Annotated in this window: 13 protein-coding genes; 7 read left to right on the forward strand and 6 right to left on the reverse strand. The window is 38.1% G+C overall.

Annotated features, from left to right (window positions below; genetic code table 11):
• Positions 1-5 precede the first annotated feature (5 nt).
• The 5 genes from O0V13_RS02545 to O0V13_RS02565 all read left to right on the forward strand — a co-directional run bounded on the left by O0V13_RS02545 (position 6) and on the right by O0V13_RS02565 (position 5613).
• Entirely contained in the window at positions 6-848 is an 843-nt protein-coding gene (locus tag O0V13_RS02545) for a phytoene/squalene synthase family protein (protein WP_268033417.1), read from the forward strand.
• A complete protein-coding gene (locus tag O0V13_RS02550; RefSeq protein ID WP_268033418.1) occupies positions 848-1549 on the forward strand; it encodes a lycopene cyclase domain-containing protein in 702 nt (233 codons plus the stop codon). The genes O0V13_RS02545 and O0V13_RS02550 overlap by 1 nt, the downstream gene beginning before the upstream one ends.
• A gap of 14 nt (positions 1550-1563) precedes the next feature.
• Complete coding sequence (locus tag O0V13_RS02555) at positions 1564-2409, forward strand: 4-hydroxy-3-methylbut-2-enyl diphosphate reductase (RefSeq protein ID WP_268033419.1); 846 nt, start codon at positions 1564-1566, stop codon at positions 2407-2409.
• Between the two features lie 16 nt (positions 2410-2425).
• Positions 2426-3136, forward strand: a complete 711-nt coding sequence (locus O0V13_RS02560) for a fatty acid desaturase (protein WP_268033420.1) — start codon at positions 2426-2428, stop codon at positions 3134-3136.
• A 74-nt stretch (positions 3137-3210) separates the two neighbouring features.
• Entirely contained in the window at positions 3211-5613 is a 2403-nt protein-coding gene (locus tag O0V13_RS02565) for a TonB-dependent receptor (protein WP_268033421.1), read from the forward strand.
• On the opposite strand, the gene O0V13_RS02570 is transcribed toward O0V13_RS02565, so the two are convergent.
• The 6 genes from O0V13_RS02570 to O0V13_RS02595 form a co-directional block, all read right to left on the reverse strand.
• Positions 5610-6062 carry a DUF1905 domain-containing protein gene (locus tag O0V13_RS02570; protein ID WP_268033422.1) on the reverse strand — a complete coding sequence of 151 codons (453 nt, stop codon included), beginning with the start codon at positions 6060-6062 and terminating at the stop codon, positions 5610-5612. The genes O0V13_RS02565 and O0V13_RS02570 overlap by 4 nt on opposite strands.
• 38 nt (positions 6063-6100) lie before the next feature.
• Positions 6101-6550, reverse strand: a complete 450-nt coding sequence (locus O0V13_RS02575) for an outer membrane insertion C- signal (protein WP_268033423.1) — start codon at positions 6548-6550, stop codon at positions 6101-6103.
• A gap of 23 nt (positions 6551-6573) precedes the next feature.
• Positions 6574-7260 carry an aquaporin Z gene (gene aqpZ / locus O0V13_RS02580; protein WP_268033424.1) on the reverse strand — a complete coding sequence of 229 codons (687 nt, stop codon included), beginning with the start codon at positions 7258-7260 and terminating at the stop codon, positions 6574-6576.
• 138 nt (positions 7261-7398) lie between these two features.
• Complete coding sequence (locus tag O0V13_RS02585) at positions 7399-8028, reverse strand: hypothetical protein (RefSeq protein ID WP_268033425.1); 630 nt, start codon at positions 8026-8028, stop codon at positions 7399-7401.
• A 75-nt stretch (positions 8029-8103) separates the two neighbouring features.
• Positions 8104-9501, reverse strand: coding sequence for an aminotransferase class V-fold PLP-dependent enzyme (locus tag O0V13_RS02590; RefSeq protein WP_268033426.1), 1398 nt, complete (start codon positions 9499-9501; stop codon positions 8104-8106).
• 179 nt (positions 9502-9680) lie between these two features.
• Positions 9681-10385, reverse strand: coding sequence for a carbon-nitrogen hydrolase family protein (locus O0V13_RS02595; protein WP_268033427.1), 705 nt, complete (start codon positions 10383-10385; stop codon positions 9681-9683).
• A gap of 554 nt (positions 10386-10939) precedes the next feature.
• Here O0V13_RS02595 and O0V13_RS02600 point away from each other — a divergent pair.
• Both O0V13_RS02600 and O0V13_RS02605 read left to right on the forward strand, forming a co-directional pair.
• Positions 10940-11527, forward strand: coding sequence for an RNA polymerase sigma factor (locus O0V13_RS02600; RefSeq protein ID WP_268033428.1), 588 nt, complete (start codon positions 10940-10942; stop codon positions 11525-11527).
• A gap of 135 nt (positions 11528-11662) precedes the next feature.
• Positions 11663-12649 carry a FecR family protein gene (locus O0V13_RS02605; RefSeq protein WP_268033429.1) on the forward strand — a complete coding sequence of 329 codons (987 nt, stop codon included), beginning with the start codon at positions 11663-11665 and terminating at the stop codon, positions 12647-12649.
• The last annotated feature ends 1 nt before the right edge of the window (position 12650 follow it).

Genomic DNA, 12650 nt, shown 5'->3' on the forward strand with positions numbered 1-12650 from the left:
AAACTATGGATGCTAAGGCCTTATACAACCAAACGAGTTTGGAATGTAGTAGACTGATTACTCAGCGGTATAGCACGAGTTTTACGCTGGGGATCAAAACATTGGACAAAAAATATCACATGCCCATCTATGCGATATATGGATTTGTTCGGTTTGCAGATGAGATTGTTGACACTTTTCATGATCAGGATAAAGAGGGACTTCTAGAGAAATTCACAGCTGATACTTTTGAAGCTATCGAAAAGGGATTTTCATACAACCCGGTTCTTCAGGCTTTCCAGATGATTGTCAATGAATATTCCATTGATTTTGAATTGATCAAGGCATTTCTTCACAGCATGGAGATGGATCTGGATTTTAAAAAATACAATGACAGTCGATACAACGAGTACATTTATGGCTCTGCTGAAGTAGTTGGTTTGATGTGTCTGAAAGTCTTTTGCAAAGGCGATTCAGGGATGTACAATAAGCTCAAAGAACCTGCTAGGAAGTTGGGAGCTGCCTTCCAAAAGGTCAATTTCTTGAGAGATATCAAAAGTGATTATGAAGAAAGAGGACGCGTTTACTTTCCGGGAGTTGACTATCGATTGTTTGATTTGACGATTAAAAAGCAAATCGAGGAAGATATACAAAGAGACTTTGATGATGCGCAAATTGGAATCGAGCAATTGCCCGAAGGCGCAAAATTGGGTGTGCGTGTGGCTTACTTGTATTACCAAAAACTCTTTGATAAGATCAAATCTTTGTCTGCTGATGTGATTACCAAACAGCGAATTCGAATTCCAAATTCACAGAAATTATCACTTTTGGTCGGAACCTTTTTCGAAACAAAACTGGGAATAAGTTAATGGAAAAATATCTCTATTTGATATTGAATATTCTGACTATTTCCTTTCCATTGATCAGGTCTTTTGAACCTAAAATCAACTATTCATCAAAATGGCCAGCCTTGTTTCCTGCCATTTTGTTTACAGGGGCGTTTTTTTTGGTTTGGGATCATTGGTTTACTGTTATTGGAGTCTGGGAATTCAATCCCAGGTATCTTGTAGGGGTTTATTTTTTCCAATTACCACTGGAAGAATGGCTCTTTTTCCTCACTGTACCCTTTGCCTGCGTATTTATTTATGAGGTTTTGATTTATTTCTTTCCAAAGGATTACTTCTTGCCTTTTGCCAAACCCTTTGTGTATGTGATGGTTCCATTTCTACTTGGATTGGCACTGTTACACCTGGATAAATGGTATACCGCTGTGAATTTCATTGTTGGTGCGCTAGTATTAATCATTCACTTTTTGATATTCAATGATCGCTATTTGGGACGCTTTATTTTCGCTTATCTGGTGACACTGATTCCTTTTATGCTTTGCAATGGAATCCTGACAGGAGCTTTCACAGAGGAGCCTGTAGTGATCTACAATAATGCTGAAAATTTGGGAATACGGATATGGACTATACCAGTCGAGGACACGATTTATAGCATGACCTTACTGCTGATGAATCTCAGTATTTTCGAAAGCATTCGAAGTCGAAAACAATTATCTCTTATATAAGTTAATAGATCGAAATGAAGAACTTACAGGTAGATATAGATCAACATTCCGGTTTTTGTTTCGGGGTTGTTTATGCCATTGAGATGGCAGAGGAAATCTTGGATCAGGAAGGATATCTGTATTGCCTGGGTGATATTGTTCATAATGATGAGGAGGTCAAACGTTTGACACAAAAAGGGCTGAAAATTATTGATCACGGAGATCTTTATGGCTTGAAAGATGAAAAAGTTTTGATTCGGGCACATGGAGAACCACCTTCTACCTACCAGTTGGCGATTCAAAACAATCTGACCTTGATAGATGCCTCTTGCCCGGTGGTATTGAAGCTTCAAAACAGAATCAAGAACTCTTTTGACAAGGAAGAGCCAATTTATATTTATGGAAAGCACGGACATGCCGAAGTCATTGGATTATTAGGTCAAACCAACAATGAGGCGGTTGTTTTTCAGGATATCAATGAGTTGGATTTACCCAGTCTTCCTAAGAATTTGACTCTGTATAGTCAGACGACGAAGTCAACGGACAAATTCTACGAAATCAATCAAACTCTTCGTGAAAATGGGATATCAGTCAATACGAATGATACGATTTGTCGTCAGGTTTCCAATAGAGATAAAGAACTCAGGGAGTTTGTCAGTAGATTTGACAAGGTGATTTTTGTAAGTGGAACCAAATCATCCAATGGAAAAGTACTCTTCAATGTCTGCAAAGAAAGAAATTCCAATACCTATTTTGTTTCCAACCCTAATGAATTGGAAGAAGCTTGGTTTAATTTTGGTGATCGAGTAGGAATTTGTGGAGCTACATCTACTCCAATGTGGTTGATGGAGCAGGTCAGAGAAAGAATTCTTACCTTTTAAGAATTCCATCCAATTTATGTCTTCTAAACCTTATCAAATATCGAGAAATGTCGATCCAAAAGGCCTATTGATAGGTTGGGGAATTATCGGTGTTTGGTTCATTTCACTTTTTTTTCTTTTACAGCTTGAAATAAATTGGACAAGTCCTTTGACTTATTTAGCTGTCATGGTTCAGATGCATTTGTATACTGGACTTTTTATCACTGCACATGATGCCATGCATGGAGTCGTCTCTTCCAATAAAACTTTGAATAAGTTGACAGGCTGGATAGCAGCTACCTTGTTTTCATTTAACAATTATGGGAAGCTTTTTCCCAAGCATCACGAGCACCACAGACATGTGGCGACTGATGATGATCCTGATTATCATCCATCTGGTAATTTCTGGATTTGGTACCTTTCCTTTATCCGCCAGTATGTGACGATCTGGCAAATTTTATTGATGGCCATTACTTTCAATATCTTGAAATTGTGGATAAGTACTGAGAATTTGATTCTTTTCTGGATGCTTCCAGCGGTTTTATCCACATTTCAATTGTTTTATTTCGGCACATTTTTGCCACATCGAGGTGAAAACCAAAATATACATCACTCTTCTACCCAATCTAAAAACCATTTATGGGCATTTTTGAGCTGTTATTTCTTTGGATATCACTACGAACATCATGATTCACCTGGGACTCCTTGGTGGAGACTTTGGAAGGTCAAGGAAAACCAAGTTTCTTGATCAAAATCAAAAATTAGTTCATCTCTAAACCTTTTTCTCCAAAATTGATTTTGAAAGAAATCAGTCCATTAAAAATGAAGAAAAGTCTACTCGTATTCATTCTATTTTTAGGCAGTATTTCTGTCTTTGCTCAAGGTGTTTTGAAAGGGAAAATCACCAATCCAGTCAATAATGAGCCAGTTTCCTTTGCCAATGTTTTGATTCTCGAGACTGATTTGGGTGCCATCACAGATGAGGATGGAAATTATGAAATCAGCAATATCCCCGCTGGCTTATATAATGTCCGAGCCAGTTTTGTGGGTTTCAAACCTGTGACCAAATATGAGGTACGAGTTACTTTGGCCAAAGCAGTTCAGCTGGATTTTGAATTGGTGGAAGATGCTGCAGAATTAAATGAAGTGGTGGTGAGCTCTGAATTTTCACGTTCCGAAGAGACTCCGTTATCTGTCAGAAAGCTCAATTCGAATGAGATCGAGCGCTATCCTGGCGGTAATCGTGATATTTCACGAGTGATTCAGGCACTGCCTGGAGTGGCTAGCACGCCAAGTTTTAGAAATGATATTTTGATCCGTGGAGGAGCTCCCAATGAGAACAAGTTCTTTGTGGATGAAATTGAAGTTCCTGTGATCAATCACTTTTCCACACAGGGTTCTTCAGGAGGTCCCGTTGGGATTTTAAATGTGAATCTGATCAAAAACGTGGATTTGATTGCCGGAGGTTTTCCTGCAAATCGTATGAATGCGCTTTCCTCCTTTTTTGAAGTATCACTCAAAGAAGGAAGAAGAGACCAAATGTTTACTCAATTGACTTTAGGAGCATCTGAACTAACACTTTCTAACGAAGGTCCAATAGGAGAAAAAACTACGTATTTGCTTTCTGCCAGAAGATCTTATCTGCAGGGACTATTCAAATTACTTCAGCTGCCTTTTTTGCCGACATTTAATGATTTTCAGCTGAAGACCACCACTAAGCTAAATGATAAGACAGAGTTGACATTTTTGGGAATTGGGGCTGTGGATAAGTTTGTCCTGAATGAAGAATTACCAGATGGTGAAAGTCAGGAAGAGCGTGAAAATAGGCAGTATTTGTTGGGAGTGCTGCCAGTTCAGGAGCAATGGAACTATGCCACAGGTTTTAAATTGAAGCGTTTTCGGGAAAATGGCTATTGGACTTTTGTCTTGAGTCGAAACATGCTGAATAACCGTTCTTACAAGTTTGCCAACAACGATGAAAGTTCCTCTGAGAACTTGCTTTTTGACTATTTATCTCAAGAATCGGAGAATAAATTCAGAGCTGAAAATTCAATTTTTGGATCAGGATATACCTTGAAATATGGTGTGAATTATGAATACGCTCGCTATTTTATTGACAATTTTGATAGATCCTCTTTGGCATCTACAGGACAAACTATCGATGTGAATTCTACTTCTCACTTCAATTCCTATGGAGCTTTTGTCTCCGGTAGTAAATATTTTGACGGAGAAAGATTGTTGTTGACTGGGGGAATTCGAATGGATGGTTCTGATTTTGGAAAAACTTCCCAAAACCCTCTGAACCAGATCGCCCCAAGACTATCCCTTTCCTACCAATTAGGGTCAAATCTTTATGCCACTGCCAATGCCGGAATTTATTATCAAAAGCCTCCTTATACGGTTTTGGGTTATAAAAACAATGAAGGAGAACTGGTCAATCAAGAAAATGATGTTCGCTTCATCAGAAGTTCTCAGTTAATTGGAGGTATTGAATTGCTTCAGCCTGAAAAGAACAGGAGATTTACTGCGGAGGCTTTTTATAAGCACTATAGCAACTACCCATCTTCGGTAAGGAATGGGATTGCTTTGGCAAATTTGGGGGCCGATTTTGGAGTGATCGGAAACGAGCCAGTTGAGTCCAATGCCAAAGGGCGAGCTTATGGTTTGGAGTTGTTGGCTCAGCAGAGATTATTCAATGATTTTTATGGAATAGCCGCTGTAACATTGGTGAGAAGTGAATTTACCAATCCCAATACGGATGGTTATGCGCCGTCTTCTTGGGACAATCGATTTATCATCAGTTTGACAGCAGGGAAGAGATTTGGGAAAAACTGGGAATTGGGAGCTCGATGGAGATTCTTGGGAGGTACGCCGTATACTCCATATGATTTGGAGGAATCAGCCTTGATTTCCAATTGGGATTTGAGAAATACAGGAATCCTAGATTATGATCAGATTAATGCAGTAAGGTTGCCCGCCTTCCATCAACTGGACCTGAGATTGGATAAGAAGTATTATTACAAAAATTGGAATCTTAACTGGTATGTGGATATCCAAAACGCCTACAATTTTGAGGCTCAGCAAGCGCCGATTTTGATACCTGTCCGAGATGATGCAGGATCTATTTTGGTGAATCCAAATGACCCGTCTAGATATCAATTAAAATTGATAGAAAACACTGCCGGGAGTTTGCTCCCTTCGGTTGGGATCATTGTGGAATTCTAATTAAGCTTGTTGAGCAGTTGAATGATTCGGTCGGCTTTGGCTTCGTCATCTTTGGATTGGTAGATATACTCAATCCACTTCTTTTTTCCTTTAATATCTAAGGCATCAAAAAGTTGTAATTTCCCAGGATCATCGCGAAGGCAGTCCAATAATTCATGCGGTGTGTCCTGGGGAAGAGGCTTTTTTTCTACACGGAGGTAAACTTTTTCCCCAACTTCTTTTTTGATCAGGTTTCTGATTTCCTTGGAGATAGGGATAAAAACAGTCCCATCTCCGGTTGGCATGAGGTGTTTTTTGTCAAAAGTGAAGTCGTCAATTTTACCAGAAACTTGGGACATGCCGAAGTATTTTCCAGAAGGTGTATACTCCTTGGGAATTCTTGCAAAGGTCCATCCTCCTTTCCCTTGGAACCTTTCCAGATATATTTCGCCTTCGAAAATTACTTCCATAAAAAAAGCAGGGAGATCAGTCCCTGCTTCATAAATTTTTAGTCATTTATTCTCCAACGGATATTCAAACCGAAGCCGTCACCATTAAATCCAGTATTCTCAAGTATCACTACTGTCGGCCTATAATCGGCGCCAATTGTGATAGGAACGTCGGCAAATGCGTATTCAATCCCAATTTCACCTGCTACTCCAAGTTGAAATGGATCTCCTAAAAATAGAGAAGGTCCAAAACCTGCATACCAGTTGAAGTCAGAACTACCAACTGGTCTGAATAATGGGTGCCAAAGGGCAGCTACCCCAACACCATTATTTCCGAAACTTACGTCGGCATGAACTCGGCTAAATTCTCCAAGGGAGAATATACCATCAATGGCTACATTGTTGCCTAGGTCATTTCCGAACCTAAGACCTACTTCCTGAGCATTGGCGTTTAAGCTTGCTACAAGGCCTAGGAAGAAAACGAGTGAGAAAATTTTTAAAAACTTCATGTGATAATTAATTAAATGGAAAATTAGTCCTTGTCAGGAGCTAAAAACTTATAAACAATTCCCGCCAAAATTGCGCCAATTATTGGTGCAATCCAAAAAAGCCAAAGCTGTTCTAAATGAATTCCTCCTGCAAATATGGCTTGGGATGTACTCCTTGCAGGATTGACCGAAGTGTTGGTAACAGGGATGCTAATTAGGTGAATAAGTGTCAATGCCAGTCCTATTGCCAGTCCTGCAAATCCAGAGGGAGCGTTTTTGTGAGTTGTTCCCAAAATGACAAAAAGGAAAAAGAAGGTCATGACAATTTCGCATATCAAAGCTGCCAACATAGAGTATCCTCCCGGAGAGGCTTCGCCAAAACCATTGGCGGCGAAGCTACCCAGTTCGAAACCTGGCTTTCCTGAGGCAATCAGGTATAAAATACCTGCACCGACTATTCCTCCCAAAACTTGGGAAACTATATAGCCAGGAACCACCTTACTGTCTATTCTACCACCAACCCACATACCCATCGTTACAGCGGGGTTAAGGTGACATCCCGAAATATGGCCAATTGCATAGGCCATTGTTAAAACCGTCAATCCAAATGCAAAAGCAACTCCTACGAAACCAATTCCCAGTTCTGGAAAACCTGCTGCCAATACAGCACTACCGCAACCCCCTAGAACAAGCCAAAGAGTGCCAATAAATTCTGCTAGTAGTTTTTTCATTTTCGAAACATTAATTAAAAATCTAGATAATTTAAAAATTTAATATCTAAAAAATGAAGGAATCAAATTTTTATTTTGGGTTCTTAGCCTGTTGGTTTGTAGTAAGTTAGATGATTCTTGGGTAATTGATTAATCGTTTTATTCAACTTTTTGCCAAATTTCATTTCCGATTTCAGCATTCATGGTCATTTCCAAAATCCAGATTATAAATTCATTTTCGCCTTTTCCACTGGATTCTTGAACATTTTTTAAGGCTTCCTCGCTAGTAGGAAAAATAGATGTCAGGTCGATTTTCCATGTTCCATTTTCCTTTTGAAAACCAAATGAAATAGGGATAGTTTGCCCATTGGTGATCACTTGTACAGATGCTTTATTTTCGCTGATTTTGGGAGTATCAATATCCAAATTTTGAACGCTGCTTTTACCAACCATTCCTTCGTTGATGGAATACTCCAAGAGTTTCTTGGCATCAAAGCTTAAAATATCCTGACGAGATGTTCGCGCTCTAATGGTGAAAACCATCATTTTATCCAAAATCCCTAGATTATTGACCTCTAACGAATCTGCGTGCTTGGTGACTTCAAGCATTTCGCTGTAATAATTCAGGGTATTTGAATCTACCCAATTGACGGCTTCATTTCCCTTGTCAGTAAGAATGGAGTTTTTATAATTTTCGAAAGCCTCCCTGACTTTTGCCTGTTCGGCCTCTTGGGCAATGGAAATAGATATGATGGCAAATGAGAAAAATAAGAATAGTCCGTATTTCATATGAATGTGATTAAGTGGCCGAAGATAAGCCAAGGTTTTCAAACTACTTTTAAGGGAGTCTCCTAAAACCATCCATCAACGGATAATTTGATCTTTCAAGCTCTTGACAAAACTTATGAAAGTTTCAAGGTCTTTTTGTGTGGTAGCAATTCCTACCGAGACTCTCGTCGCACCTCGCATTTTTTTCAAAGAAGCAATCATATCCCAATAATCCCCGGTTTGTCTGCTGGTAAAATATTGGACTAGCTCTTCGTTGGAAATACAATTATTGGTCTCGTCCAGCCCTGGGTTGCAGAAGCATCCTGAACGAATGGAAATGTTGCGTGTATTTGTAATTTTTTCGATCACCTCAAACCCAATTTTTGAATTATCGGGTTTTCTAAATGTCATGATCATATTTCCTCCACAGTTTTCTCTGTTCTTGGGCCCAAAAATTTCTAACTGTTTCACATTGTTACTATGCCTTAATTGATCAAGCTTTTGATACAAGTAGGAAGAAAGTGAGTCGATTCTAGATTTTATCCGTTGTACTCCTATGGATTCCATGTGATGTAGTCCCAAATTGATAGCTGGGATTTCAAGGTAATTGATAGTTCCGTTTTCGAACCTCTCATGATCTCTAGCCAAAAAATGAAAGGGCGTTGCTGCAGAGGCTAAGCTGACCGTACCACCCGCAAACCATTTTTTTTTGAGTTTTTCAAAAGCAGATTTTTTGACCAATAGACAACCGATGCCCGTTGGAAATCCGAAAATCTTATAAAATGATATGGATACAAATTCCGGTTTAAATAGGGATAAGTCGAGAACATTGGTAGGAACAAAGGCTGCGGCATCCAAAAGCACATCCCAACCTTTTTTCTGAGCTTTTTCTATCCATTCCAGATCATGTTTTACCCCAGATACATTGGATTGGGCAGGAAATGCAAATAGTTTGTTGGATTTTTCGGAACCGTTAAGTGATTGCTCCAAAAGCTCTCGAGGAATGGTCAGATCTTCCAGGTTGATCGGGACATAATCGACAGTTCCTCCTTTATTTTTACAATATTCTCTGATTCCATTGACCGAATTATGATTGTCTGCGAGCAATAGGAAATGTCCATTTTGGTCAAAGGGATAACATTCGCCAACGATTTTAAGGGCCATGGATGCATTCTGCGTAAAAATGCAATGATATTCATCCGCTCTAAAGAACCTTAGAATATTATCACGGGTTTGTTGAACCAATTTGGTAGAGTGGAGGGAAGTGGGATTGGTGGAGTGTGGATTTCCAAACGTGTTTTGTTTCAAGGATTCAAAATGCTGGTCTAATTGAGATTGTGCATAAAGTCCTCCTCCCGTATAGTCTAGATAAATATGGTTTTGCTTGTCCAATCTTGAATAATCTGACTTTCTTAAGCTTTCAAAAAAGTCATTATGTAAGAGTGGGCTGGCTGTTTGTTTGGGGATTATATTCTTGAAAATGGTATTAAACATGGTACTCTAATTTTTTGCCTAAAAACTGTCAAAAGGAAACAGGGCCACCTCATATTGGGAGGGTTTATCCTTCAAAATAAAGAATAGGTAAATTAATAAATTCGTTAAACATCACAAGGTTTAATAACTCATTTGTCTCAAAATCAGGGTTTAATTTCCGGCTCTTCGGAACCCCAATCTTACTTGGGAACTTCAATAATTAGGAGCTGCTCCTCATTAGAATTTAATCGGGAAATTAATTTTCCATCCTGATTCCATACCGCACTTTGTCCAGTGCTCAAAAAATTATCGCAATAGCCAACACTATTGACCATCAACACATGGATTCCTAGTTCCAGAGCGATTTTAGGAAAATGTTCATTTGCCTTTTCTATTCCCTTTTGGGGTTTGGCTACTGAAGCCAGATAAATATCCGCATTCAATTCCTTCGCTCTTAGCGCATGACTCTTTTGAAGGGATTCGTAGCAAATTGCAGGAGCTATTTGAATTCCATTTTGACTGAGGATGAATTGAAAGTCTCCTTCTATGAAATAAGGTTTTTCATCGGAATGAAGCAGTTGTTTGGAATAGATTGCCATGGGTTTATCGGCTTGGAAAATCAACATGCTGATCAAAATTCCATTTTCAACCCTAGTTGGGGCTCCCAAAGCGATATTTATTCCTTCATGATCACTGACTTGTTGGAAAGTATTTAATCTGGGATCATTAGCCCCCATTGCCAATTCATGGGCCAATTCCGGCTCGTACCCTGTCAGAGAAAGTTCCGGGAATACTATCAGATCGACTTTTTCTTCAACAGCCTTTCGGATCCAATTTAGGTGGAGATCAATGTTTTGGGGGATATCTCCTTTGTAAGGCTTGATTTGAGCGAGACCAATTTTCATTGAAAGGGATTTATTGAAGGTTTCTATAAATGATTAGTTGAGTTTTTTAGAAAAAAAATGAATGGAACATTGGGTTTTAAATTCATTCTTGAAAAAAATCAAAAAAAATTTCACCAGTTAAAGGTTGCTTCTTTTTCATTTTTTCCTTTCCCATTACCTTTTCAAACTAAAGATAAAATTGTTGAGTCTAAACTATCCATGATTAGAAAAAAAACCTTCGAAATAGGCCTTAAGGACTATTTTGAGTCAAAATTGTATTTTTAATTTTGGTGAAATTTTTAGAGTTGTTGAGGATAAGGAAAGAAGAATTTTTGCAAAGTTTCAATTCAAAATTCAGTTTAATTAAGCTGTGAACGAGAAAAATTTGATTTAAATGGTAATAATTGTTTTTTGATTCCAAAGAAAAATACTTGTAATTGGAAGGTGACTTTTAGAAAACTTGGCCATTAAAAGTAAGATTTGCTTACTCAAAAATGATGTTTTCTGAAGTTTGAATAGATTAAAAGAGGAGGTTTTAATTGCTCTTTTAGAACCTTCCAAATTATAGTATCGAATTGAAGGATTATTCTAAATATCCAGACCAGAAATTGATTAAATCCCTGAAGAGAGGGAAAATGCATGCTTTTGATGAGTTGTATCGGAGGTATGCCGGTAAGGTTTTGGGTTTTGCTAGTTCTTATTTTTGGAATGAAATTGAAGCAGAGGATCTAGTGCAAGAGGTGTTTATTCAGATTTGGGAGAGAAGAAAAGAGCTTAAAACAGACTGCAGTTTTCAGAGTTTTATCTTCACCTGCGTTAAAAATCGGGTGCTAAATAGAATCAGAAAAAGAAAAGCTGCAATTCAATATCAAGATCTTGATTTGGATCTTTTAATAGATGATTCTGTAGAAGAACCTGAATCATTTTTTGGAATCAAAGAAAAAACTGCTGCCCAAATTTTGGGATCTCTCTCTCCTACACAAAAACAGATTTTTTCCATGAGCAAATTGGAAGGGTACTCACATCAGGAGATAGCCAATATGCTAAATATCTCCATCCGAACAGTAGAGCACCATATTTATCTGGCTAAAAAGCAATTGAAGAATGACCTAATTGGCCAATCCTCAAGCTTAGTGCTGATTTCGTTAGTTTTTCTTTCCTAAGAAATTTATTGGGTTAAATCTCTGATAATCATAATGATGTACTGGATTTCTTAATTTTTTCAAAGAATTTTTCTAAATCTCATAAGTAGTTGCAGGCACTTTGGTGTATAAGGTACAAAAAGGCCCCTGTAGCAATTGGAAAAGGAAAAACTCATCAAATTTTTAAATGGTGCTTGCACTCCGCAAGAAGAAGAACAAATCAGAAATTGGCTTGATCAGCAAGATTCTCAGGAAGAATTAAGCAAGATGTTCCAAAATTCATGGGATAGTATTGAGCAGACTTCTCAAGGTCCACAATTAGATAAAATTCTTCATAAAGTTCATCAACAAATCGGCTCCGAAAAAGGAAAAAAGGTAAGAAGCATCAATAGCAATTTCATAGGCATTGCAGCTTCTTTAATCTTATTTGCAGCTTTGGCTTTTATGTTTTTTGATTTTGGGAAATCTACTCCTGAACAGGCCCTTGAAATAGCAACTGTTTACAAAAGAGAAACAAAATCTGGTGAAAAACTCAAATTAAGACTTCCAGATCAGACTTATGTCATTCTCAATTCCAATTCAAGTATCGAGTTTGATTCGGATTATGGAAAGGAAAAGAGATATATCAAAATTCAAGGAGAGGCATATTTTGATGTCGCCTCTAATAAAGAAAAACCATTTATAGTTGATTCAGGCGAATTGCACACCACTGCGCTTGGAACCGAATTCAATGTTTTATCCAGAAATGGAATTGAGGAAATCGCTCTAACGGAGGGAAGGGTAAAAGTTGAAATTGAAGATACAGGAGCAATAGCAGGCTTATTTGAAACTTTGGACCCTGGACAAAAGGCAACTTTCAAGGAAAATGATTCCAAAATCATCAATTCCAATTTTGATCCATCCATTGTGACTGCTTGGAAGGAAGGTCGCATTCAGTTTAAAAGGAAAAGGCTAAAGGATATTTTTTCAGACCTGCAGAATTGGTATGGGGTCGAGTTTCAGGTGCCACTTAGCCTAAATATGAATCGGAAAGTTTCTGGAGAATTCAACAATGAAAGCCTTAAAAATATTTTGGAAGGACTCTCATTCTCTATGGGCTTCAACTATTCAATTCAGGACAATAGTGTCATTATAAGCATGTAAG

It is taken from the genome of Algoriphagus sp. PAP.12, assembly GCF_026652115.1.
Lineage (GTDB): Bacteria > Bacteroidota > Bacteroidia > Cytophagales > Cyclobacteriaceae > Algoriphagus.